A 24,096-nucleotide genomic window follows, 5' to 3' on the forward strand; every position below is an offset into this window, starting at 1 on the left:
AGCGACATCATGTACGACGCGATGACCAACGAACTGATCGACCTTCTCGACAACGTGAAGACGCTGGCGGAACAGCCTGCCGCGCAACGCCGCAAATTCGCCGACGCGGCGCTCGGGCTCGATCGCACCTCGCGCGAGATCGCCACGCAGGCGGTCAAGCTCACCGACTCGCTCGCGCGCCAGTCGGCGACCACCGTCGCCGACGGCCTCGCCGCCGCCGCGCAGCTGTGCCGCTCGGCGATGGAATCGGATTCGTGACAAGCAGGACGTCACCGTTTTTCCCGTACACCTCTCTACGCGTACGGATTGCTGCACCCGTGTCTATCCAGCCACGGCAACCCTGTGCCCCGGTTGGGGTCAGTCTTGGTTCTATTTAAGGAGTTCTATCATGGCAAGTCTCGCTTCGGGTATCTCGGCAGGTTCGACGGCAGCTGGCACGCTCGACACCGCTTCGACCATCGCTCAAATGAACGCCAGCACGGCAGCGTNCGTCGATCGCCATGCAGGACGCGGCGACGAAAAACGAAAACGCGCTCAACAACGACGCCGCCAAGGACCAGCTCGAAGAAGCCGGTCCGAAGAACGCGAAGAGCCTGACGCAAGGTTAAGCGTGATTCGGGTGTGTCCTCGCGCCGCGCGGGGCACACCCATTCTTTTTTGACGCCGGGACGTTTCCATGAGCCTCGAACGCCGCGACCAGCTGATCCGCGAGCTATGCGAACTGCGCGGCATAGGCGACGCGGCCCATGTGATCCAGCAGGGCGTCGTCTCCATCGACGACTTCGACATCGCCATCGATTACTACGACGAAGATCCCGCGGCCATCTACGTCAACTTCCAATTCGGCATCGTGTCGGGCGGACGCACGCTGCGCGTGTTCCGGCTGCTGCTCGAAGCCAATCTCTCGGTGTATGCCCAGGACCAGGCGCAAATGGGCGTCGAGGCCGAAACGGGCAGCATCGTCCTCGTCGTGCGCGGCCTGCTCAACGAAGACGCCGACGGGCCTTGGCTCGTCGAGATGATCGAGCACTACGTCGAGCACGGGCGCTACTGGCGCGACAACATTCTCATGTCCGACGACGAGATGTTTCGCCATCTGTCCGATGGCGCGTATGTGTGGATTCGGGCTTGACGATGCGGCAGCCACAGCAGGCGCTGCTGTGGCGTATCGGTTCAGCTAGTCCTTCAGCGCCTCGACCTTGTCGCCGCGGGCAATCGCCTGAGGCACCCACTTGCCGCCCGTCACCTTGTAGAAGGTTGCCGTGGGATCGCTCAAATCGCCCGTCGACGTAAACGCGATATCGCCGGAGATGCCTTCGAACGACACCGACTTGATAAACGGCGCGTACACCTTCGGGTCCGTCGAGTTGGCCTTCTCCATCGCGCGAATCAGCACCCAGGTCGCGTCGTAGGCAGCCGGCGCATAGGCAACCACACCCTGCCCGTATTTCGACTTCATCTTCGCGTCGAACTGCGCGCCGGTTTTCATCATCGACAGCGGCACGCCGTAATCCCAGGACACGGCGCCGTCCGCGTCCGCTCCCGCCACTTGCAGGAACGTGTCGTTCTCGAAGCTGCCGCCGCCCAGCAGCGTCGCCTTGATGCCGAGCTGGCGCATCTGCTTGGCGAGCATGCCCGCCTGCTGGTCGAGACCGCCCCAGAACACGACGTCGGGATTGAACGACTTCATGCGGGTCAGCTGCGCCTTGAAGTCCACGGCCTTGTCCGCGGTGAATTCGCGGTCCACCACCTTGCCGCCGGCCTTCTCGACGCCCTTCACGAACTCGTCGGCCATGCCCTGGCCGAAGGCGGTGCGGTCGTCGATCACGGCGATGACCTTGCCCTTCAGGGTCTCCACGGCGGACCGCCCCGCCAGCTGGCCCATCTGCGCATCGGAATTGACGACGCGAAAGACATTGGCGAAACCTTGCGCCGTGAGCATCGGGTTCGTCGCCGTCGGCGAGACCATCGGGATGCCCGCGTTGTTATAGATGCGCGAGGCCGGAATGCTCGTGCCCGAGTTGAAGTGGCCGACCACGCCCGCGACGTGCGCATCGACGAGCTTCTGCGCCACCTGCGTGCCCGTGCGCGGGTCGCCCTGGTCGTCCTCGGCGTCGAGCGCGAAATGAACCGGCTGGCCGCCGATCACGAGCTTCCTGGCGTTGGCGTCTTCGATCGCCATTTCGGCGCCGCGCTTGACGTCGACCCCGTAGTGAGCCGACGCGCCCGTCAAGGGCGCGGCGAATCCGATCGTGACGTCCGCGGCGAAGGCCGGCGAACCCAATGCGAGGGCAACGGCGAGCACGGCGGGAACGACGGCAACAGTCTTTACAGAAAAGCGCATCTTCATGGGTTTCCTCCAGAGGTCTCACAAGCACACGCCGCCGATATTGTGACGTGTGTCGTCATATGTCAACGAGTCAAAATAGCCATTTGCGTCAGGGTTTTCGTGGGGATGGATGGCCGGTCAGAGCGCGATCACGCGCGATAGTCCGCGCCGTCGCGATCGAGCAGCCGCAGCAGCGCGGTCCACTCCCGGTCAAGGTGCACCGTGTTCAGATAGGCGTAGTCGTCGTGCTGCTTCGCCGCGTGCTCGCACACTTCCGGCGACGGCATGGTGACCTTCTGCCCTGCCGACAGCGTCATCACCTGGATCTCGCAGGCCTTGTTCAGGTAGTACATGCGCGTGAACGCTTCCGCGACCGAGCGGCCCGTGGTGAGCAAGCCGTGATTGCGCAGGATCAGGTAGTCCTTCTTGCCGATCGATTCGACGATGCGCTCGCGCTCGTCGAGATCGAGCGAGATGCCCTCGTAGTCGTGATACGCCACCCGGTTGTAAAACTGCATGCTGATCTGGTTCAGCGGCAGCAGGCCGCATTCCATCGCCGCCACGGCCATGCCATGCGTCGTATGCAGATGCACGACGCACTCGACGTCATGCCGCGCCTGATGCAGCGCGCTGTGGATCGTGAACCCGGCTGCGTTGACTTCGAAACGGTCGTCGCCGATCGGATTGCCCTCGACGTCGATCTTCACGAGCGACGACGCGGTGATCTCGTCGAAAAACCAGCCGTGCGGGTTGATCAGGAACTGATCGGTCCTGCCCGGGACGCGCGCGGAGATGTGCGTGTAGATCAGGTCCGTGAGTTCGAACTTGGCGGCGAGCCGGTAGGCGGCCGCAAGCTGGACGCGCGTGTCCCACTCCTCCTGGGAGATGTTGCGGGGCTTTCGATTGATATGTGGATCGGTGGTGGAAATCATGCTGTGTCGTTCTCCATTTCATGACGTCGATGTCGATTGCCGGGTCAGCTCGCCGGCAACGCGTTGATAAGAGCGGGAATGGCTTCGAACAGGTCGCCGACGAGGCCATAGTCCGCGACGCTGAAGATCGGCGCTTCCGGGTCCTTGTTGATCGCCACGATCACCTTCGAGTCCTTCATGCCCGCCAAGTGCTGGATCGCGCCCGAGATGCCCACCGCCACGTACAGCTGCGGCGCCACGATCTTGCCCGTCTGCCCCACCTGGTAGTCGTTCGGCACGTAGCCCGCGTCCACCGCCGCGCGCGACGCGCCCAGCGCCGCGTTCAGCTTGTCCGCCAACGGCTCCAGCACCAACGCGAAGTTCTCGCCGCTGCCCAGGCCGCGTCCGCCCGAGACGACGATGTGCGCGCTCGTCAGCTCAGGCCGATCCAGTTTCGTCACCTCGCGGTTCACGAACTGCGAAACGCCTGCGTCGGCTGCGGCCGCGATCGTCTCGACTGCCGCGCTGCCGCCAACGGCCGCCACCGCGTCGAAGCCCGTCGCGCGCACCGTGATCACCTTGATCGCGTCGCTCGACTGCACCGTCGCGATCGCGTTGCCCGCGTAGATCGGGCGCTCGAACGTGTCCGGCGAATCGACCGCCGTGATCTCGCTGATCTGCGCCACGTCGAGCTTGGCCGCCACGCGCGGCGCGATGTTCTTGCCGTAGGGCGTGGCCGGCGCGAGGATGTGCGTGTAGTCCTTCGCGATGTTCAGCACCGTCGCTTCGACGTTTTCCGCCAGGCCTTCGGCCAGTTGCGGGGCGTCGGCCAGCAACACCTTGGCTACGCCCGCGATCTTCGCAGCGGCATCCGCCGCGGCTTGCGCGTTGTGGCCCGCCACCAGCACGTGAATGTCGCCGCCGATCTTTTGCGCGGCCGCCACCGTGTTCAGCGTCGCGCCCTTGATCGACGCGTTGTCATGCTCGGCAATTACCAGAATCGTCATCTCTTTCCTCTTCGCGTCGTCTCTTACAGCACCTTGGCTTCGGTCTTCAGCTTCTCGACCAGCGTCTGCACGTCCGGCACCTTCACGCCGGCGCTGCGCTTGGGCGGCTCCGTGACCTTCAGCGTCTTCAGGCGCGGCGCGACGTTCACGCCGAGGTCCTCGGGCTTCAGCGTCTCCAGCGGCTTCTTCTTCGCCTTCATGATGTTGGGCAGCGTCACGTAGCGCGGCTCGTTCAAGCGCAAGTCGGTCGTGACCACCGCCGGCAGCGTCAGCGACAGCGTTTCCGCACCGCCGTCCACTTCGCGCGTGACGGTCGCTTTGCCGTCAGCGACGACCACCTTCGACGCGAACGTCGCCTGCGGCANTTCCTCTTCGCGTCGTCTCTTACAGCACCTTGGCTTCGGTCTTCAGCTTCTCGACCAGCGTCTGCACGTCCGGCACCTTCACGCCGGCGCTGCGCTTGGGCGGCTCCGTGACCTTCAGCGTCTTCAGGCGCGGCGCGACGTTCACGCCGAGGTCTTCGGGCTTCAGCGTCTCCAGCGGCTTCTTCTTCGCCTTCATGATGTTGGGCAGCGTCACGTAGCGCGGCTCGTTCAGGCGCAGGTCGGTCGTGACCACCGCCGGCAGCGTCAGCGACAGCGTTTCCGCACCGCCGTCCACTTCGCGCGTGACGGTCGCTTTGCCGTCAGCGACGACCACCTTCGACGCGAACGTCGCCTGCGGCAGGCCCGCGAGCGCGGCGAGCATCTGGCCGGTCTGGTTGGAGTCGTCGTCGATCGCCTGCTTGCCGAGGATCACCAGTTGCGGCTGCTCCTTGTCGACCACGGCCTTCAGCAGCTTGGCCACCGCCAGCGGCTGCAAGTCCTCGTTCGATTCGATCAGGATCGCGCGGTCCGCGCCGATCGCCAGCGCCGTGCGCAGCGTCTCCTGCGATTGCGCCACGCCCGCCGACACCGCGATCACTTCCGTCGCCACGCCCGCTTCCCTCAGGCGCACCGCCTCTTCCACCGCGATCTCGTCGAACGGGTTCATCGACATCTTCACGTTCGCGATGTCCACACCCGTGTTGTCCGATTTCACGCGGACCTTCACGTTGTAGTCGACTACGCGCTTGACTGGCACCAAGATTTTCATGCACACGCTCCAAAGTTACGAATACGTCAACCCAACGGCCATTATAACGATAGCCAACGCGGCGGCCTCTCCAGGGTTGCATGTATAGAGGATTTCGCTCCGGTCAGCGCACCGGAATTAGCGAACGATCGTGCTATTTTAATCGCAAAAAAACCCGGACGCCAAGTCCGGGTTTTCGATCATGCCCTCTAGATGCGGCGATCTGGCGCGAAATCGTCGCGATTTGCCGCCTCGATCGCATGGAGGATTACCACCCCGCCACCACCGCTCCGCCGTATTTAGTCTCGATGAACTGCTTCACCGCCGGCGAGTGATAGGCCGCGATGAGCTTCGCGACCCAAGGCTTGTTCTTGTCCGCCTCGCGGATCGCCAGGATGTTCACATACGGCCCGTTCGGGTCTTCGATCGCGATCGCATCCTGTTTCGGCTTCAAGCTCGCTTCCATCGCGAAGTTCGTGTTGATCGCGGCGGCGTCGACGTCGTCGAGCGAGCGCGGAATCTGCGCCGCATCGAGCTCGACGATCTTCAGCTTCTTCGGGTTGTCGACGATGTCGAGCGGCGTCGCCTTGAGACCCGCATTCGCGCGCAGCTTCAGCACGCCCTGCTTCTGAAGCAGCAGCAGCGCGCGGCCGCCGTTGGTCGGATCGTTCGGCACGGCGATGCGCGCGCCCGGTTTCAAGTCGGCAACCGACTTGATCTTCTTCGAATAGATGCCCATCGGGAACGTGACCGTGTCCGCGACGCGGATGATCTGGTAGCCGCGGTCCTTCACTTGCGCCTGCAAGTACGGATCGTGCTGATAGCTGTTCGCATCGAGGTCACCCGCGGCAAGCGCCGCGTTCGGCTGGACGTAATCGGAGAACTCGATGATCTTGATGTCCAGGCCGTTCTTCGCGGCGACCTGCTTCACGACTTCCATCACCTGCGCGTGCGGGCCGCCCGTGACGCCGACCTTGATCGCGTCCTCGGCATGCGCCGCGGCGCCGAAAATCGAAGCGGCGCCCAGGATGGCCGCGAGCTTGAGAATGAAACGACGTTGCATGACTAACCTGTTCCGTGGTCTGTAAAGCGGAAAGCTCGAAGCTCTCCGCGCTCATTCACTACTTATGGCTGAGGCGCCGCACCAGCCAATCGCCGAACGACTGCGCGAGCTGCACGAACACGATCAGGATCGCGACGACGACCCACATCACCGTCGGCTCATAGCGCTGGTATCCGTAGCGGATGCCGAGGTCGCCGAGCCCGCCGCCGCCGATCGCGCCCGCCATCGCCGAGTAGCCGACCAGCGACACGAACGTGATCGTGAGCCCCGCGACCACGCCCGGCAGCGATTCCGGCAGCAGCACCTTGAAGACGATCTGGCTCGTCGTCGCGCCCATCGCTTGCGCAGCTTCGATCAGCCCGCGGTCGACTTCGCGCAGCGCCGTCTCGACGAGCCGCGCGATGAACGGCGCCGCCGCGATCGTGAGCGGCACGACGGCCGCCGCCGTGCCGATCGACGACCCGACGACGAGCCGTGTGAACGGAATCACGAGCACGAGCAGGATGATGAACGGCGTCGAGCGCACCGCATTGACGAGCGTGCCTGCCACGCGATTCACGGTGAGGCTCTGCAGCACGCCCTGGCGGTCGGTCAGATACAGAAGAACGCCGAGCGGCAACCCGACGAGCGCCCCGATCGCGCCGGAGATGCCCACCATGATGAGCGTCTCCCAGAACGACTGCACGAACATATCGAACATTTCACTCAACATACGAGAGTTCCTCCACCACCACGCCTTGCGTGCGCAGATACGCGATCGCCTCGGCCATCTTCGCGGGCTCGCCGCTCGCCAGCACCGCGAGCGAACCGAACGCCTGCCCCTGGATCTCGTCGATCTGGCCGTGCAGGATGTTGAAATCGAGCTCGTAGCGGCGAATCGTCTCCGAGAGGATCGGCTGATCGACGCCCGAGCCGGTGAAGGCAAGCCGCAGCAGATGGCCGCTGCCCGTCTTCAGCCGCTCGGCGACCCGCGCCTTCAACGCGGGCGGCAGCTCCTGCGCAATCACGTCGCCGAGCAGCGCGCGCGTGACTTCGTGATGCGGCTGCAGGAACACGTCGACGACATTGCCGGTTTCGACGACGCGCCCCGCGTCGAGCACCGCGACGCGGTCGCACACCTGCTTGATGACCTCCATCTGGTGCGTGATCAGCACGATCGTGAGCCCCAGCTCGCGGTTGATGCGCTTGAGCAAGTCGAGGATCGCGCGCGTGGTCTCAGGATCGAGCGCGGACGTCGCCTCATCCGAGAGCAGCACCTTCGGCTTGCTCGCGAGCGCGCGCGCAATGCCGACGCGCTGCTTCTGCCCGCCGCTGATCTGCGCGGGATAGCGGTCCTTCTGCGCCGACAGGCCGACGAGGTCCAGAAGCGGCAGCACCGTGGCCTCGATCTCGGCGCGCTTCATGCCCGCGAGCTCGAGCGGCAAGGCAACGTTGCCGAACACCGTGCGCGAGCTCAACAGGTTGAAGTGTTGGAAGATCATGCCGATCTCGCGCCGCGCTTCACGCAGTTCGGACGCGGAGAGCGTCGTGAGATCGCGTCCGCCGACGACGACATTGCCTTCGGTCGGCCGCGCCAGCAGGTTGATCGCGCGCACCAGCGTGCTCTTGCCGGCGCCGCTGCGCCCGATGATGCCGAAGATTTCCCCCGCCGGGATCGTCAGATTGACGTTGTGCAGCACTTCGACCCAGCCCCGGGGCCCCGCGAAGCGCTGCGAAAGGTTGCGTAGTTCGATCATGAAAACGAAAACGGCGGATGGCTGTTGAATCGCGTGTCTCGCGCACCAACAGTCGCCCGCCGTTGCTCTTATGAATTAGGTCGCCGATTTTACCGCATCGTGCAATGCGGCCCTAACAACCGATTCAGGATGCTTAATGACCGGAAAGAATTAGAGGACGGCAACGCCCGCTATGCTTTTACGAGGCGCCCGCGACTCCGACTATGATCGTGCTGATCCATTCCAACGAAAGATACGGAGACAACCCGGCAATGACGACAAACGTACCTGTCCGGTCCAACGAACCCGAATCGAAGACGGCGCGCGCACCGCTCATCGACGCCATCGCCGCCAGCGACGGCGTCGAGCTCGTGTCCTACCGCTGGCCGGCCGCCGGCGAACCGCGCGCGACTGTCGCGCTCGTGCATGGGCTCGCCGAGCACGCGGGCCGCTACCAGGCTCTCGCCGCCAGCCTGAACGCTGCGGGCATCGAACTCGTGTCGCTCGATTTGCGCGGCCACGGACGCTCGCCCGGCGAGCGCGCCTGGGTCGAGCGCTTCGATCACTACCTGCTCGACGCCGAGGCCCTGCTTGGCGTCGCCGCGCGCGAGCCCACCCCGCTCTTCCTGATGGGGCACAGCATGGGCGGCACGATCGCCGCGCTCTATGCGCTCGAGCGGCCGATGCCGCCCGGACACACGCTCGCCGGGCTGATCCTGTCGAGCCCCGCGCTGGCGCCGGGCCGCGACGTGCCGCGCTGGATGATCGCGGCGAGCCGTTTCATCAGCCGCGTCTGGCCACGCTTTCCCGCGATGAAGATCGACGCCGCCCTGCTCGCGCGCGACGCGGCCGTCGTCGCGGACAACCGGGCGGACGCGCTCGTGCATCACGGCCCCGTTCCCGCGCGCACCGGCGCGGAGATCCTGGCGGCGATGGAGCGCATCGAGGCTCGCCGCGCGACGCTGTCGGTCCCGGTGCTCGTTTTCCACGGCACCGCGGACAAGCTCACCGAGCCCGAAGGCAGCCGCGATTTCGCCGCGCACGCGGGCTCGGAAGACCGCACGCTCGCGCTGTACGAAGGCAGCTATCACGAGTCGATGAACGATCTCGATCGCGAGCGCGTCATTGGGGATTTGATTCGATGGATCGAGGCGCGCATCTGAGATCTGAGGAGACACGCACCTCCGCTTTCGCTCAGCGATGCCAGTCCGGCGGACGCTTCTCGATGAAAGCCTGGACACCCTCGAGCGCCGAGTCATCCATCATGTTGCACGCCATCGTCTGGCCGGCGAGCTGGTAGGCGGCTTCGACGCCCATCTCCAGTTGCCGGTAGAACAGCGCCTTGCCCGCGCTCACCGCCTCGACGGGTTTTGCGCAGATGCTCGCAGCCAGGTCGGCGACCTCCTTGTCGAGCGCATCGAGCGGCACGACGCGATTGACGAGCCCCAGCTGGCGGGCTTTGGTCGCATCGATGAATTCGCCGGTCAGCAGCATTTCGAGCGCGGCCTTGCGCGACAGATTTCGCGAGAGCGGCACGCTCGGCGTCGCGCAGAAGAGGCCGAGATTGACGCCCGACACCGCAAAGCGCGCGATATCGGCAGCGACCGCGAGGTCGCACATCGCGACGAGCTGGCAGCCCGCCGCCGTCGCGATGCCCTGCACGCGCGCGATCACCGGCTGCGGCATGTGCTGGATCGTCATCATCATGCGCGAGCAGCGCGCAAAGAGCGCCTTGTAGTGCTCGAGCGACGGCGCCGCGCGCATTTCCTTCAAGTCGTGCCCCGCGCAGAACGCGCGGCCCGCCCCGCCGATCACCACCACGCGCGCGTCCGATTGCGCAATGGCCGTCAGCGTCTTGTGCAGTTCGTCGAGCAATGCCTCCGACAGCGCGTTGAACGCATCGGGCCGGTTCAGCGTAAGCCCGACGACGCCGCGCACGCCGTAGGCGTCGCGCTCGATCTCGAGCAAGTCTGCAGCATTCGAGTCCATGACTCCTCCTGTCGATCGCACTTAGCGCTTTAGCGCTTAGTGCGATCCCATGGCGTGGTTGCCTGGAGTTAGCGCTTTAGCGCTTACTCCAGGCCCACGGCGGTCGATCAGAGTTGGCGCTTAGCTTACAGGCCCCATGCAAAGCACCTACTCTGATCCCATGCAAGGCCGCGCAATGACGGCCTCAGATTTCCGCAAGCACGCGCACATGCGCGACGACGCTGCGTCCGAGCGCCGACAGGTTGTAGCCGCCCTCCAGGCAGCTGACGATGCGCCCGCGCGCGTGGCGCCTGGCGACATCGCAGATCTGCTCGGTCAGCCACGCATAGTCGTCCTCGACGAGACCCATGTTGCCGAGATCGTCCTCGCGGTGGGCGTCGAAGCCCGCCGATACGAACAACATCTCCGGCTTGAATTCGTGCAGCCTGGGCAGCCACATCATGTCCGCCACCTCCCTGACCGCCATCCCCCTGGTGCGAGCCTCGAGCGGCACGTTGACCATGTTCGGCGCCACATTGTCCGCACCGCTGTAGGGATAGAACGGATGCTGGAAGAAGCTGCACATCAAGACCCGCTCGTCGCCCGCGAACGCCGCTTCGGTGCCGTTGCCATGGTGTACGTCGAAGTCGATGATCGCCACGCGGGCGAGCCCGTGCACTTCTAGCGCATGGCGCGCAGCGATCGCGACGTTGTTGAAGAAGCAGAAACCCATCGCGCGCGCCGGCTCCGCGTGATGCCCAGGGGGACGCACGCTGCAAAACGCGTTGTCGTAGCGTCCTTCGATCACGGCATCGGTCGCCGCAATCGCCGCGCCCGCCGCGCGCAGCGCCGCCTGCCACGTATGCGGGTTCATCGCCGTGTCGGGATCGATCTGCGCATAGCCTTCGGCGGGCGACTGGCTCTTGATGAAATCGATGTGGGCTTGCGTGTGCACGCGCGCGAGCGAGGCAATCTCGGCGAGCGGCGCTGACTCGCGCTCGATCAGCGGATCGATGCGGCTCGCGATGAGCTGATCCTCGATGGCCTGCAGCCGCGCCGGACACTCCGGGTGCCACTGCCCCATCTCGTGCAGCAGACAATCCGCGTGCGAATAGAAGCCAGTCGCCATAGTGATTCGCTTCCGCCGGGCGGCGGCAAAGCACGCCCGGCAGGTCTCCTTGGATTTGTGCGCAAAACGTTTTGCGCGGGTTTTGACCGGATTACGTTACCACATCGAACCGCTCGCCGAACTCCGGCGGGACACGCATGCGGCGGGCTTTCCCGCATTGATCGGACCCGGCGGCGGATTGCGCGGTAGCGTCGGTTATACTGCGCCGAATCCTCGCATCGATCCTCTATTAGCACCGCCCTTTCTTTCCCGCCATGACCGTCAACGCCGCTCCGTCCGCACGAAACCGGCTTCGCGCCACCACCGTGGCAATCGCAGTGTCCCTCATGCTCGGCGCCACTTTCGGCGCGACGATAGCCGCAGCGCAGACCGCCCCGGCCAAGCGGCCTTCCACCGTCGCGCAAGGACAGCCGCAGCAGCCGACGCCCACGGGCCAGACGTTCGAGGAAGAAATCATCCCGCAGCGCTACGCGAACAATCCGGACGTCGACGTCTTCATCAACGACATGGTCGCGCGCTACGACTTCGACCCGGCCGCGCTGCACACGCTCTTTGCCGGCGCGAACTATTCGGCGACGGCGGTGAAGCTCGTCACGCCGGCCCCGTCGCCGTCGGTCAAGAACTGGCGCGTCTACCAGTCGCGCTTCCTGGATACGGTGCGCATCAATGCCGGCGTGCGCTTCTGGAAGCAAAACCAGGCGACGCTGCAGCGCGCGTACGAAGAGTTCGGCGTGCCGCCGGAGGTCGTCGTCGGCATCATCGGTGTCGAGACGATCTATGGGCGCTACATGGGCAACTTCCGCGTCCTCGACGCGCTGACGACGCTCACCTTCAACTATCCGGATACGCCGAACCGCGCCGACCGGCAGGCGACGTTCCGCAAGAACCTCGCCGACTTCCTGGTGTGGACGCGCGACTCGCAGATCGACCCGACCTCGGTGCTCGGCTCCTATACCGGCGCAATCGGCATTCCGCAGTTCCTGCCGAGCAGCATCGTGCAGTACGCAGTGGACTACGACGGCAACAAGCATATCGACCTGCGCTCGAGTCAGGCCGATGCGATCGGCAGCGTCGCGAACTACCTGAAGGAAAACGGCTGGGAGAACGGCCGGCCGGTGATCTGGAAGATCGCCCGGGACCCGGGCAGCCTCGGCATCGCCCAAGCCGCCGCCGATGGTCAGCCGGAACCACACTGGCCGCTTTCGCAGCTGCTGCGCGCGGGCTTGCTGGTGGACGAACCGGGGCTCGACATGTCGTCCGAGGGCGGCACGCCGGTCACGATCGTCGATTTGCCGAGCCCGGGTCTGTCGACCGAGTACGTGCTCGGCTTGAAGAATTTCTACGTGCTGACGCGCTACAACCGCAGCTTTTTCTATGCGCTAGCCGTGTACCAGCTCGGCGAGCGGGTAAAAGCACAGATGGAGGCCGAGGCATTCAATGCGACCGGCTCGGGTACGGCCAGCCCCAACTCAGGGGGAACCGGCGCGCCGAGCGCGGCGTCGCAATGATGTGATCGAGATCGCGCCGTGAATCCGCAAGCTTGCGGCTGACGGCGACAGGCACAAAAAAGCGCCGCATTGCGGCGCTTAACGAAATGGTCAGCCTGACCATAGATTTGTTTTACAGCTTCGGTTCCACTCAAGCCGGAAAGACCCCCGTCGACAGATACCGGTCGCCGCGATCGCAGACGACGAACACGATCGTCGCGTTCTCGACCTGCCGGGCGATCCTGAGCGCGACTTCACAAGCACCCGCCGACGAAATCCCGCAGAAAATCCCCTCGACCGCCGCCAGGCGCCGCGCCATCGCTTCAGCCGCCGCCTGCGAGACGTTTTCAGTGCGATCCACGCGGCTGCGGTCGAAGATCTTCGGCAGATACGCTTCCGGCCACTTGCGAATGCCCGGAATGCGCGACCCCTCGTCGGGCTGCGCACCGATGATCTCGATCGCGCTGTTCTGCTCCTTAAGGTATTGGGACACGCCCATGATCGTGCCCGTCGTGCCCATCGCCGACACGAAGTGCGTGATGCGGCCTTCGGTGTCGCGCCAGATCTCGGGACCGGTAGCCTCATAGTGAGCAAGCGGATTGTCGGGGTTGGCGAACTGGTCGAGGATGATCCCCTTGCCGTCGCGCTGCATCTGGTCGGCCAGGTCGCGCGCGTATTCCATGCCGCCCTTCACCGGCGTCAGAATGATCTCGGCGCCGTAGGCGGCCATGCTCTGACGGCGCTCCACCGAAAGATCCTCCGGCATGATGAGCACCATCTTGTAGCCGCGAATCGCCGCAGCCATCGCAAGCGCGATGCCGGTGTTGCCGCTCGTCGCTTCGATCAGCGTATCGCCGGGCTTGATGCGGCCACGCGCTTCTGCCTTCTTGATCATCGACAAAGCCGGCCGGTCCTTCACCGAGCCCGCCGGGTTGTTGCCTTCCAGCTTGCCGAGAATCACATTGTTCCGGCCGCGGATTTCGTCGTCCGGAAGGCGGACGAGTTGCACAAGAGGCGTATTGCCGATCGTGTCTTCAATTGTCTTGTAAGCCATGAGCCTTGCGTGACGAGTGGAGAGCCCCCAACCCTGCCGCTTCGCGGCGGCCGGGCGTTGTCTTGAGAGCCGAGCAGAGAATCCGTCGATTGTAATGCAGGTGAGATCGGATCGCTGGACGCCCCTATCGCGCATAGGACCCGGCCTTGCCCACCCCATGCAAAAAACCCGCGGGGGAAGCCGCGGGGCAGCCAGTCATCTGAAGACGGCTGAAGGAGCGAGACATCAGGGGGCTGTTACGTCGTCAACAGCAGGCAGAGGCCGTCATTTCTTCACGACCACCGCGGGGCCGTTCTTCTGCGCACCTGCGGCCGCGGGCGCCGCACCGGCCCGAGCGGCAGCAGGCGCGCCACCCTTGGCAGGACCGATCGCGAGGCCCTCGCCTTGCAGCTTTTCGACCGTGTGGCCGCCGAGGCCCTTGACGCGTTTGGAGAGATCCGCGGCATCCTTGAACGGGCCATGCGCGGCGCGCTCGTCGAGAATCGCCTTGGCCTTCGCGGGGCCGATGCCCTTGATGCCGCGCAGCGCGTCTTCGTTGGCAGTGTTGACGTCGACAGCGGCGAAGGCGTGACCGAACGCAGCGACAAGCGCCACCGTAGCGAGAAATTTCTTGAACATAAGGGGTCTCCGTGAAAGAGGCCGGCTACGATCGCCGACCGGGAGACCCCAGTCTAAAGAGGCGTACGAACGATTTACAGCTGGCCGAACAGCCAACGCACGTAGCGGTCGACGCCTTCCTGCACGGTCAGGAACGGCGCGTCGTAACCCGCGGCGCGCAGCTTGGTCAGGTCGGCTTGCGTAAAGCACTGGTACTTGCCGCGCAGCGCATCAGGGAACGGCACGTACTCGATCAACCCGCGCTGCGCCTGCTCGGCGAGCGAGAGCGCCGGCTGATTGTCGAGCGCGCGCAGCGTGTTGACGACGCTCGTCGCGATATCGTTGAACGGCTGCGCGCGGCCGGTGCCGAGATTGAAGATGCCCGATTTCTCCGGATGATCGAAGAAGAACAGGTTGACCTTCACGACGTCCTCGACCGACACGAAATCGCGCGTCTGCTCGCCCGCCGCATAGCCGTTGTACTCGCCGAACAGCTTGACCTTGCCCTCGGCGCGGAACTGGTTGAAGTTGTGGAACGCCACCGACGCCATGCGCCCCTTGTGCGTCTCGCGCTGGCCGTAGACGTTGAAGTAGCGGAAGCCGGCGATCTGGCTCTTCGCGTTCGGCAACACGCGGCGAATCACCTGGTCAAACAGGAACTTCGAGTAGCCGTAGACATTGAGCGGCGCTTCCACTTCGCGGTCCTCGACGAAGCGGGTCGAGCCGCCATAGATCGCCGCCGACGACGCATACAGGAACTGCACATCCTGCGCGAGACACGCGTCGAGCACCGCGCGGCTATAGCGGAAGTTGTTGTCCATCATGTAGCGGCCGTCGTGCTCCATCGTGTCGGAGCAAGCGCCTTCGTGGAATACCGCACGCACCTTGCCGAAATCGCCACGCGCGAAGCGCTCGACGAATTCCGTCTTGTCGAGATAGTCGTCGATCTCGCAATCGACGAGGTTCTTGAATTTGTCGGCGCGCGTGAGATTGTCGACGGCGACGATGCGTGTTTCGCCGCGATCGTTGAGCGCCTTGACGAGATTGCTGCCGATGAAGCCGGCGGCGCCGGTAACGATGATAGTCATGGTCGTTCTGCGATTCGATTCAAGCAAAGAGTTCGTCGTAGTCGACAGTGGCCGTGCCAAGCTTGCCGACGACGATGCCGGCCGCGCGATTGGCCAGCGACACCGCCTCGATCAGCGGCAAGCCCGCGCCCAGCATGACGGCGAGCGTCGCTATCACCGTGTCGCCCGCGCCCGAGACATCATACACTTCGCGTGCGACGGCCGGCGCGTGCCGCACGCCGCCGTCGGCCGTGAAGAGCGTCATGCCCTCTTCCGAGCGCGTCAGCAGCAGCGCTTCGATGTCGAGCGAGACGCGCAGCGTGCTCACCCGCGCGAGCAGGTCTTCTTCCGACTTCCACTGACCGACCACCTCGCGCAGCTCCGCGCGATTCGGCGTGATCAGCGTCGCGCCGCGATAGCGCTCCCAGTCGTCGCCCTTCGGGTCGACCAGCACCGGCTTGCCCGAGGCGCGCGCCTGCGCGATCATCTGAGTCACGTGCGTCAGGCCGCCCTTCGCGTAGTCGGACATCAGGATCACGTCGTGCTTCGGCAATTGCTCGTCGAAGCGCGCGAGGCCGGCGAGCAGCGCTTCGTGTGTCGGCGTGTTCTCGAAGTCGACGCGCAGCAGTTGCTGCTGGCGCGACAGCACACGCAGCTTGATCGTGGTCGAGAGATCCGGATCGCGCTCGAGGTGCGGCACGACACCGCTGTCCTTGAGCAATTCGATGATGCGCTCGCCGGGCTCGTCGTGTCCGACGACGCACAGCAGCCCCGCCTGCGCGCCCAGCGCCACCGCGTTGCGCGCGACGTTCGCCGCGCCGCCCAGGCGGTCCTCCTGCTTCTGCACATGGACGACCGGCACAGGCGCTTCCGGCGAGATGCGGTTCACGTCGCCGAACCAATAGCGGTCGAGCATCACGTCGCCGACCACCAGGACGCGCGCTGCGGAAAGCCGCGCTCGCGGCACGACGCTCACTGCGGGCACGAGCGTGACGGGAGACTCAGGCGCGTGCATTGGCGTCAACGGAAAATTCGACACGGGGGCGGCCGATCGCGTAGTAGTCGATGCCGAGCTCAGCCATCGCGTCCGGTTCGTACAGGTTGCGGCCGTCGAAGATGATCGGCGACTTGAGCACCGCCTTCATATGGCCGAAGTCCGGGCTCCTGAACTCCTTCCATTCGGTCACGATCACGAGCGCATCGGCGCCGGCGAGCGTCTCATCCTGCGAGTTCGTGAACTGCAGGCGCGCGTGCTGCGCCGGAACGTCCTTCAAATCCAGCGCGAAAACGCGGCGCGCCTCCTGCAGAGCGACCGGATCGTAAGCGCGCACGCTCGCGCCGCGCTCGAGCAGCGCCGCGATCAGGCGACGGCTCGGCGCCTCGCGCATGTCGTCGGTGTTCGGCTTGAATGCGAGCCCCCACACTGCGAACGTGCGGCCCGTCAGGTCCTCGCCGAGCGTCTTCGTGATCTTGCTTACGAGCACCGCTTTCTGATCGTGGTTCACCTCTTCGACCGCTTCGAGAATCCGCAAATGCTGTCCGTTCTCGCCGCCCGTGCGGATCAGCGCCTGAACGTCCTTCGGAAAGCACGAGCCGCCGTAGCCGACGCCCGCATAGAGGAAGTGATAGCCGATGCGCGGATCGGAGCCGATGCCGCGCCGCACCGCTTCGATATCCGCGCCCACGCGGTCAGCCAGGTTCGACATCTCGTTCATGAACGAGATGCGCGTGGCGAGCATCGCGTTGGCGGCGTACTTGGTGAATTCGGCGGAACGCACGTCCATATAGAGCGTGCGCTCGTGATTGCGGTTGAACGGCAGGTACAGCCGCTTCATCTTCTCGCGCGCGAGCTGCCCGGCTTCGTCGTCGTCGATGCCGATCACGATGCGATCGGGGCGCATGCAGTCTTCGACCGCGGCGCCTTCCTTCAGGAACTCTGGATTGGATACCACCGAGAAGCGGTGCTGCGCGCTGTCCGACAAGCCACGCGCCGCAAGCTCCGCATCGACGACGGCGCTCACCTTCTGCGCCGTGCCGACGGGCACCGTCGACTTGTCGACGATCACCTTGAAACCGTTCGAATAGCGACCGATGTTGCGCGCCGCTTCGAGCACGTACTGCAGGTCGGCGGAGCCGTCTTCGTCAGGCGGCGTGCCGACTGCGATGAACTGGATTTCGCCGTGCTCGACACTCGCCTTGACGTCGGTCGAGAACGTGATGCGGCCGGCCGCGCGCGTGCGCGTGATGATCTCGAGCAAGCCCGGCTCGTGGATCGGCACGCCGCCGCTGTTGAGAATGTCGATCTTGCGCGGATCGACGTCGAGGCAAAAGACATCGTGGCCGATTTCGGCGAGACATGCGCCCGTGACGAGGCCAACGTAACCCGTGCCGATGATGGTGATTTTCATACGCGTTCTGGTGGTTGATCCCGGTCATTAACTGGCTGCCGATGCGCCGCCGAGATTCGGCAACGTCCGGACAGCCGCTTCCATTCCTGTGATTCGCCTGCCCCAGCCGACGGAACGGGCGGTCATCTCAATTTGTTGCCGCGATCGGCTCCACGCGGCGCGGCGCGTAGGTTTCCCAGCCGCTGCATCCAGGACACTGCCAATAGAAAAGGCGCGCCCGGAACCCGCAATTTTGACACGTGTACCGTGGCAGATTTTTGGTGCGCTGCTTGATCAGCGTGCGCATCAGCTCCAGCTCGCCGCGCCGCGGCTCGTCGGCTGCCGCGATCTGCGCTTCGAGCAGGCGCGTCATGCCGGCAAGGTTCGGCGATTTCTGCATCTGCGTGCGGGCGAGCGTGTGCGCGGCGTCGCTGCCACGCAATTCGGCGACATGCTGATAGGCGACGTCGAGCAAGTCGTTCGACGGATAGCGATCGACATAGCTCGTCAGCAGGTCCGCCCCTTCGGCAGCGCGGCCCATCGCGGCGTACGCCTTCATCAGCTTTTCGATGACGAGCGGCAGATAGGCCGGATTCTGCTCCTCGACGCGCCGCCATTGGACGATCGCCGTGGCGTGATCGCCGCCGGCCGCCTGCACGTCGCCGGCGAGGATCGTCGCGCGGACGTTTTGCGGGTTCGCCTTGAGCGCCAGCTTGAGCTGCGCGGCGGCATCGGCCGGCTTCTTCTGCTGCAGCGCCTCCTGCGCAAGCTCGCAGTGGAACTGGGCGATTTCCTTGTCGAGCGGGTCGGCACCCATGGTTTCGATCCGTCCTGCCGTCTCGATCGACTTGTTCCAGTCCTTCTCGATTTCGTAGATGGTGAGGAGCGCGCGCTGTGCGCCAAGCGCATAGTCGCCGGACTCGAGCCGGCCAAACGTCTCCTCGGCACGATCCAGCAGGCCTGCTTTCAGAAAATCCTGTCCGAGCTCGAAGAGCGCGTGATCGTGCTCGTTGACCGGCAGGTCGGCCCGGCTCAGCAGGTTCTGGTGCACGCGGATCGCGCGGTCTGTCTCGCCGCGGCGCCTGAACAGGTTGCCGAGTGCAAAGTGCAATTCGATCGTTTCAGGATCGAGCTTGACGACTTCGATGAACGCGTCGATCGCCTGGTCGGGCTGTTCGTTGAGCAGGAAGTTCAGGCCGCGGAAGTACGAGCGCGGAAGATTGGAGCTTTCGGAGAGCAGCGTCTTCAGGTCATAGCGCGCGGCGATCCAGCCGAAGGCGAACGCGACCGGAACGATGAGCAGCCACCAGAAATCGAGATCCATGCGAATGATCGGAAGTGCGAAACACAAAATCCGCGCACCGGGCGGCGCGCGGCACAAAGGCGGCTCAGATCAGCGGCGGCAGCGGCGGCTCTTCAACCGCAACGGGCGTTTCGCGCGCAACGCGCAAGTCGCGCTTCAAGCGGCCGTTCTCGAGCCGCAGGCGGATCATCGCCGGCCATGACGAGATGAGCCCCGCCAGCAAGCCGACGCCGAAGAACGCGAGCCCGATCAGAATGAGCGGCGCCTGCCACGCATAGCCGGCAAGGAAATTCAACGTTGCGGATTGCGTGTTGGCGAGTGCGAGCACGAGCAGCAGCACGAACACCAGCACACGGATCAACCAGACGATAAATTTCATAAAGGCTCTCTAGACAGCAATTGCGTAATCGATGCGGGCTGGGCAGCGGGTTGCGCCACGTGGCTGCCATGCAAAGTGACCCGTATTGTAATGGAAGCCCCTCGCAGCGGGCGAAACGGGCAATGCTCGGTGTGATATGGGACAGACGGCGCCGTGGCTTATCGGCGCAGGCGACGGAGCTTTGCATGGGACCCAAGTAAGCGCTAAAGCGCCAAGTCCGGATCGACATCGGGTCGGCACGAAAAAAAAGCGCCCGAAGGCGCTTTTTCTGGTCTTTGCCGGATCCGGCTCGGGCCATCGACAGTAACCGCAGACATCACTGATCGCTGTCGGGCTCCTCGGCCTTGAGCGGCTCTCCCGCGCGCCCGTCCACTCGCTCGCGCAATTCCTTGCCGGGCTTGAAGTGCGGCACATGCTTCTCCGGCACCAGCACTTTTTCCCCCGATTTCGGATTGCGTCCGACGCGTGACGGACGGCGGTTCAAGCCGAAGCTGCCGAAGCCGCGAATTTCGATGCGATGGCCGTTGGCAAGTGCCTCCGACATCGCATCGAGCATCGTCTTCACCGCGAAATCCGCATCCTTGAGGACAAGTTGCGGAAATCGCGTTGCCAGCTGGGCGACCAATTCCGATTTGGTCATACTGCAGCAGACCCCTTAAGGCTTACTGGTTCTGGCCGTCGAGCTTGGCCTTCAGGAGCGCGCCGAGGTTGGTCGTGCCAGTGGCGGCAGCGCTCGTATCGGCTTGCAGGCCGCGGATGGCCTCTTGCTGCTCGGCCGAATCCTTCGCCTTGATCGACAGGTTGATGCCGCGCGACTTGCGGTCGATGTTGATGACCATCGCATTGACCTTGTCGCCTTCCTTCAGCACGTTGCGAGCATCTTCCACGCGGTCTTGCGCGATTTCCGAAGCACGCAGGTAGCCTTCGACGTCCGCGGTCAGCGCAATCACAGCGCCCTTCGCGTCCACCGACTTCACCGTGCCGTCGACGATCGAGCCCTTGTCGTTCATCGCAACGTAGTTGCTGAACGGGTCGCCTTCGAGCTGCTTGATGCCGAGCGAAATGCGTTCCTTCTCGACGTCGATGCCGAGCACGACCGCTTCCACTTCGTCGCCCTTCTTGTACTTGCGGACAGCTTCCTCGCCAGTTTCGCTCCACGACAGGTCCGACAAGTGGACCAGGCCGTCGATGCCGCCAGGCAGGCCGATGAACACGCCGAAGTCGGTGATCGACTTGATCGCGCCTTGCAGCTTGTCGCCCTTCTTGAAGTTGCGGCTGAAGTCATCCCACGGATTCGGCTTGCACTGCTTCATGCCGAGGCTGATACGGCGGCGGTCTTCATCGATTTCCAGAACCATGACTTCGACTTCGTCGCCCAACTGCACAACCTTCGACGGCGCAACGTTCTTGTTGGTCCAGTCCATTTCCGACACGTGGACGAGGCCTTCGATGCCCGATTCGACTTCGACGAACGCGCCGTAGTCGGTGATGTTCGTGACCTTGCCGAACAGGCGCGTGCCCGACGGGTAACGGCGCGAGATGCCTTCCCACGGATCGTCGCCCAGTTGCTTGATGCCGAGCGAGACGCGGTTCTTCTCTTGGTCGAACTTGAGGATCTTCGCGGTGACTTCCTGGCCGACCGACAGGACTTCGCTCGGGTGACGCACGCGGCGCCATGCGATGTCGGTGATGTGCAGCAGGCCGTCGATGCCGCCGAGGTCCACGAACGCGCCGTAGTCGGTGATGTTCTTGACCACGCCTTCGACGATCGCGCCTTCCTTCAGGGTTTCGAGCAGCTTCGCGCGCTCTTCGCCTTGCGTCGCCTCGATCACGGCGCGGCGCGACAGCACGACGTTGTTACGCTTGCGGTCGAGCTTGATGACGCGGAATTCGAGGGTCTTGCCTTCGTACGGGGTCGTATCCTTGACCGGACGCGTGTCGACGAGCGAACCCGGCAGGAACGCGCGGATGCCGTTGACCATCACGGTCATGCCGCCCTTGACCTTGCCCGTGATCGTGCCGGTCACGAGTTCGTTGTTGTCGAGAGCCTTCTCCAGCGACAGCCACGAAGCCAGGCGCTTAGCCTTGTCGCGCGACAGGATGGTGTCGCCGTAGCCGTTTTCCAGCGCGTCGATCGCGACGGAAACGAAGTCGCCCGCCTGCACTTCTACCTCGCCCGCGTCATTCAGGAACTCTTCGAGCGGGATGTAGGCTTCGGACTTGAGACCAGCGTTGACGACCACGAAGTTGTGGTCGACGCGCACGACTTCGGCGGAGATCACTTCGCCGGCGCGCATGTCTTGCTTGGTCAGCGACTCTTCGAACAGAGCCGCAAAGGATTCGGTATTCGGGGTGGAAGTTTGCAGGTCGGACATAAAAATCGAAGTTTGCATGGTTCTCGCGTTGCCGCCCGATCATCGGGACGGAAAACTACAGCGTCTGAGCGAAAGCCATACGGGGTTAAGGGTTAAAACACGCTCCGCGCCAATCGCGGAACACCTACTGCACCGGCGCGCGTTCTCACGCGCGCGGCTGGAGCGCCCGGTACCACTGCACCACCTGTTCGACCGCCTGGTCGATCGTCAGCGCGGAGGTATCGAGGAGCTTCGCATCCGCCGCAGGCTTGAGCGGCGCGGCTGCGCGCATACTGTCGCGCTCGTCGCGTTCACGCAAATCCCGAAGCAAGTCATCCATATTAGCAGAAAATCCTTTTTGGATCAATTGCTTATACCGCCTGGCGGCACGCGCTTCGACGCTCGCCGTCAGGAACACCTTCAACGCCGCGTCGGGAAAGATCACCGTGCCCATGTCGCGGCCGTCGGCCACGAGCCCCGGCTCCTTGCGGAAGGCCCGCTGACGCGCCACCAGCGCGGCCCTCACGGGCGCGTGGACAGCGATCGCCGAGGCGCGGTTGCCGACGGCCTCGGCACGGATTTCCGTGGAAACGTCGACGCCGTCGAGCTGCGCCAGACCTTCGCGGAACGTGATATGGAGGTCGCCGACCAGCTTCGCAAGCTCGTCCGCCGCATCCGGCGCCACGTCGTAGCGCACGCTCGCCAGCGCGGCCAGCCGGTACAGCGCGCCGCTGTCCAGCAGGTGGAAGCCCAGATGGGCGGCGACCAGCGCGGCGACCGTGCCCTTGCCTGACGCGGTCGGGCCGTCGATCGTGATGACGGGTGTCTGGTGAAAGGGGCGAGTCGGTTTCATCGATGAACGGATAAGCGGGGGACGTCGGTCAAATCACGGTGAGCGTCTTGAAGCGCTCGAAATAGTCAGGGAAGGTCTTGCCGACGCACTTCGGATCGTTGATCCGCACCGGCACGCCGCCAAGACTCACGAGCGAAAAGCACATGGCCATGCGGTGGTCGTCGTAGGTGTCGATCGCGGCGTTCGGCGCGAGCTGCGCGGGCGGCGTCACCACCAGGTAGTCGGCGCCCTCCTCGACCGTCGCGCCGACCTTGCGCAGCTCGGTCGCCATCGCGGCGATGCGGTCGGTTTCCTTCACGCGCCAGCTCGCGATGTTGCGCAGCGTCGACGTGCCGTCGGCGAACAGCGCGGCGACGGCGATCGTCATCGCGGCATCGGGGATCAGGTTGAAGTCCATGTCGATCGCTTCGAGCTTGCCGTGGTCGTGACCGACGCCGCGCACTTCGATCCAATCGTCGCCCATCGTCACGTTCGCGCCCATGCGCATCAGTGCGTTGGCAAAGCCGACGTCACCCTGGATGCTCGCGCGCCCGACGCCTTCGACGCGGATCGGCCCGCCACCGAGCGCGCCCGCAGCGAGAAAGTACGACGCAGACGATGCGTCGCCCTCGACCATGATCGAGCCCGGCGACTGGTAGCGCACGCCGGCCGGCACGATGAAGCGCTGCCAGTCTTCGCGCTCGACCGTCACGCCGAAGCGCGCCATCAGCTTCATCGTGATCTCGATATACGGCTTCGAGATCAGCTCGCCCTCCACTTCGATCACGATCGAGCCGCTTTCCGAACGCACGAGCGGCAGCGTCATCAGGAGCGCGGTCAGGAACTGGCTCGACACGTCGCCGCGCACCTTGATCGGCGCGTCGACGGCGATCGGCGCCGCGTGGATCGCGAGCGGCGGATAACCCTCGTTCGCCTCGTAGTCGATCTTCGCGCCGATCTGGCGCAAGCCGTCGACGAGGTCGCCGATCGGCCGCTCGTGCATGCGCGGCACGCCGTGCACGCGGTATTCGCCGCCGTTGACGGCAAGCGCCGCGGTCAGCGGACGAATCGCCGTGCCGGCGTTGCCTAGGAACAAGTCTGCCGTCTTCGCGACAAACGCGCCGCGCGTGCCGGTGACGACGCAGGTGTCGCCGTCGCGCGTGAACAGCACGCCGAGCTTGTCGAGCGCGTCGAGCATCACACGCGTATCGTCCGAATCGAGCAGGTTCGTGATCGTCGTTTCGCCTTCCGCGAGCGCGGCCAGCAAGAGCACCCGGTTCGAGATGCTCTTCGATCCAGGCAGCCGGACGGTGCCGGCCGCACGGGAGAACGGTCCGAGGTCGATATATTCCATGGTGTGTCCTGTTATTTCGAGGGACGGGTGCCCGGCCGCAGCCTTGC

General features: G+C 64.5%; 24 protein-coding genes and 1 pseudogene. 4 read left to right on the forward strand and 21 right to left on the reverse strand.

What is annotated here, in order from left to right:
- Nucleotides 1-9: 9 nt before the first annotated feature.
- Both FAZ69_RS33755 and FAZ69_RS03480 read left to right on the forward strand, forming a co-directional pair.
- Nucleotides 10-258, forward strand: coding sequence for a hypothetical protein (locus FAZ69_RS33755; protein ID WP_136892563.1), 249 nt, complete (start codon nucleotides 10-12; stop codon nucleotides 256-258).
- Nucleotides 259-676: 418 nt separating this feature from the next.
- Entirely contained in the window at nucleotides 677-1,132 is a 456-nt protein-coding gene (locus FAZ69_RS03480) for a CesT family type III secretion system chaperone (protein ID WP_136892564.1), read from the forward strand.
- Nucleotides 1,133-1,177: 45 nt separating this feature from the next.
- On the opposite strand, the gene FAZ69_RS03485 is transcribed toward FAZ69_RS03480, so the two are convergent.
- From FAZ69_RS03485 to FAZ69_RS03520, 8 genes and pseudogenes are all read right to left on the reverse strand, one after another.
- Nucleotides 1,178-2,350 (reverse strand): branched-chain amino acid ABC transporter substrate-binding protein, encoded by a 1,173-nt coding sequence (locus FAZ69_RS03485; RefSeq protein WP_136892565.1) that lies wholly within the window; start codon nucleotides 2,348-2,350, stop codon nucleotides 1,178-1,180.
- A gap of 128 nt (nucleotides 2,351-2,478) precedes the next feature.
- The gene (locus tag FAZ69_RS03490) at nucleotides 2,479-3,261 is read right to left on the reverse strand and encodes a class II aldolase/adducin family protein (RefSeq protein WP_136892566.1); all 783 of its coding nucleotides are present in this window, start codon (nucleotides 3,259-3,261) and stop codon (nucleotides 2,479-2,481) included.
- 44 nt (nucleotides 3,262-3,305) lie between these two features.
- Nucleotides 3,306-4,247: an electron transfer flavoprotein subunit alpha/FixB family protein gene (locus FAZ69_RS03495; protein ID WP_136892567.1), complete on the reverse strand. Its 942-nt coding sequence runs from the start codon at nucleotides 4,245-4,247 to the stop codon at nucleotides 3,306-3,308.
- 23 nt (nucleotides 4,248-4,270) lie between these two features.
- Nucleotides 4,271-4,609, reverse strand: a pseudogene (locus FAZ69_RS03500) (electron transfer flavoprotein subunit beta/FixA family protein); the annotation flags it as partial.
- A 22-nt stretch (nucleotides 4,610-4,631) separates the two neighbouring features.
- Nucleotides 4,632-5,381 carry an electron transfer flavoprotein subunit beta/FixA family protein gene (locus tag FAZ69_RS03505; protein WP_136892568.1) on the reverse strand — a complete coding sequence of 250 codons (750 nt, stop codon included), beginning with the start codon at nucleotides 5,379-5,381 and terminating at the stop codon, nucleotides 4,632-4,634.
- Nucleotides 5,382-5,628: 247 nt separating this feature from the next.
- Nucleotides 5,629-6,423, reverse strand: coding sequence for a MetQ/NlpA family ABC transporter substrate-binding protein (locus FAZ69_RS03510; protein ID WP_136892569.1), 795 nt, complete (start codon nucleotides 6,421-6,423; stop codon nucleotides 5,629-5,631).
- A gap of 58 nt (nucleotides 6,424-6,481) precedes the next feature.
- A complete protein-coding gene (locus FAZ69_RS03515) occupies nucleotides 6,482-7,135 on the reverse strand; it encodes a methionine ABC transporter permease (protein WP_136892570.1) in 654 nt (217 codons plus the stop codon).
- Nucleotides 7,125-8,159 carry a methionine ABC transporter ATP-binding protein gene (locus FAZ69_RS03520; protein ID WP_136892571.1) on the reverse strand — a complete coding sequence of 345 codons (1,035 nt, stop codon included), beginning with the start codon at nucleotides 8,157-8,159 and terminating at the stop codon, nucleotides 7,125-7,127. Before FAZ69_RS03520 ends, FAZ69_RS03515 begins: the two co-directional genes overlap by 11 nt.
- Before the next feature lie 251 nt (nucleotides 8,160-8,410).
- Here FAZ69_RS03520 and FAZ69_RS03525 point away from each other — a divergent pair, with 251 nt between their 5' ends.
- Nucleotides 8,411-9,301, forward strand: a complete 891-nt coding sequence (locus tag FAZ69_RS03525; protein ID WP_439654742.1) for an alpha/beta hydrolase — start codon at nucleotides 8,411-8,413, stop codon at nucleotides 9,299-9,301.
- 31 nt (nucleotides 9,302-9,332) lie between these two features.
- On the opposite strand, the gene FAZ69_RS03530 is transcribed toward FAZ69_RS03525, so the two are convergent.
- On the reverse strand, nucleotides 9,333-10,127 hold the full coding sequence (locus FAZ69_RS03530; RefSeq protein WP_136892572.1) for an enoyl-CoA hydratase: 795 nt from the start codon (nucleotides 10,125-10,127) through the stop codon (nucleotides 9,333-9,335).
- A 184-nt stretch (nucleotides 10,128-10,311) separates the two neighbouring features.
- Nucleotides 10,312-11,235, reverse strand: coding sequence for a histone deacetylase family protein (locus FAZ69_RS03535; protein WP_136892573.1), 924 nt, complete (start codon nucleotides 11,233-11,235; stop codon nucleotides 10,312-10,314).
- 326 nt (nucleotides 11,236-11,561) lie between these two features.
- On the opposite strand from FAZ69_RS03535, the gene mltB reads away from it, so the two are divergent.
- Entirely contained in the window at nucleotides 11,562-12,743 is a 1,182-nt protein-coding gene (gene mltB / locus FAZ69_RS03540; RefSeq protein WP_439654743.1) for a lytic murein transglycosylase B, read from the forward strand.
- A 130-nt stretch (nucleotides 12,744-12,873) separates the two neighbouring features.
- Here the strand turns inward: mltB and cysM are convergent, their stop codons facing one another.
- From cysM to aroA, 11 genes are all read right to left on the reverse strand, one after another.
- Nucleotides 12,874-13,776 (reverse strand): cysteine synthase CysM, encoded by a 903-nt coding sequence (gene cysM / locus FAZ69_RS03545; RefSeq protein WP_136892575.1) that lies wholly within the window; start codon nucleotides 13,774-13,776, stop codon nucleotides 12,874-12,876.
- A gap of 264 nt (nucleotides 13,777-14,040) precedes the next feature.
- On the reverse strand, nucleotides 14,041-14,394 hold the full coding sequence (locus FAZ69_RS03550; protein WP_136892576.1) for a ComEA family DNA-binding protein: 354 nt from the start codon (nucleotides 14,392-14,394) through the stop codon (nucleotides 14,041-14,043).
- Between the two features lie 74 nt (nucleotides 14,395-14,468).
- Entirely contained in the window at nucleotides 14,469-15,461 is a 993-nt protein-coding gene (gene rfaD, locus FAZ69_RS03555) for an ADP-glyceromanno-heptose 6-epimerase (protein ID WP_136892577.1), read from the reverse strand.
- Between the two features lie 19 nt (nucleotides 15,462-15,480).
- A complete protein-coding gene (rfaE1, locus tag FAZ69_RS03560; RefSeq protein ID WP_136892875.1) occupies nucleotides 15,481-16,455 on the reverse strand; it encodes a D-glycero-beta-D-manno-heptose-7-phosphate kinase in 975 nt (324 codons plus the stop codon).
- Complete coding sequence (locus tag FAZ69_RS03565) at nucleotides 16,442-17,848, reverse strand: UDP-glucose dehydrogenase family protein (protein WP_136892578.1); 1,407 nt, start codon at nucleotides 17,846-17,848, stop codon at nucleotides 16,442-16,444. Before FAZ69_RS03565 ends, rfaE1 begins: the two co-directional genes overlap by 14 nt.
- A gap of 127 nt (nucleotides 17,849-17,975) precedes the next feature.
- Nucleotides 17,976-19,151, reverse strand: a complete 1,176-nt coding sequence (gene lapB, locus FAZ69_RS03570; protein WP_136892579.1) for a lipopolysaccharide assembly protein LapB — start codon at nucleotides 19,149-19,151, stop codon at nucleotides 17,976-17,978.
- A gap of 64 nt (nucleotides 19,152-19,215) precedes the next feature.
- Complete coding sequence (locus tag FAZ69_RS03575; protein ID WP_136892580.1) at nucleotides 19,216-19,509, reverse strand: LapA family protein; 294 nt, start codon at nucleotides 19,507-19,509, stop codon at nucleotides 19,216-19,218.
- A gap of 316 nt (nucleotides 19,510-19,825) precedes the next feature.
- Nucleotides 19,826-20,149 carry an integration host factor subunit beta gene (locus FAZ69_RS03580; protein WP_136892581.1) on the reverse strand — a complete coding sequence of 108 codons (324 nt, stop codon included), beginning with the start codon at nucleotides 20,147-20,149 and terminating at the stop codon, nucleotides 19,826-19,828.
- Between the two features lie 22 nt (nucleotides 20,150-20,171).
- Nucleotides 20,172-21,902 carry a 30S ribosomal protein S1 gene (gene rpsA, locus FAZ69_RS03585; protein ID WP_136892582.1) on the reverse strand — a complete coding sequence of 577 codons (1,731 nt, stop codon included), beginning with the start codon at nucleotides 21,900-21,902 and terminating at the stop codon, nucleotides 20,172-20,174.
- Between the two features lie 127 nt (nucleotides 21,903-22,029).
- Complete coding sequence (gene cmk / locus FAZ69_RS03590) at nucleotides 22,030-22,716, reverse strand: (d)CMP kinase (protein ID WP_136892583.1); 687 nt, start codon at nucleotides 22,714-22,716, stop codon at nucleotides 22,030-22,032.
- 28 nt (nucleotides 22,717-22,744) lie between these two features.
- On the reverse strand, nucleotides 22,745-24,049 hold the full coding sequence (aroA, locus tag FAZ69_RS34400; RefSeq protein WP_369407727.1) for a 3-phosphoshikimate 1-carboxyvinyltransferase: 1,305 nt from the start codon (nucleotides 24,047-24,049) through the stop codon (nucleotides 22,745-22,747).
- Nucleotides 24,050-24,096: the final 47 nt, after the last annotated feature.

The organism is Trinickia terrae, from assembly GCF_005144415.1.
Lineage (GTDB): Bacteria > Pseudomonadota > Gammaproteobacteria > Burkholderiales > Burkholderiaceae > Trinickia_A > Trinickia_A terrae.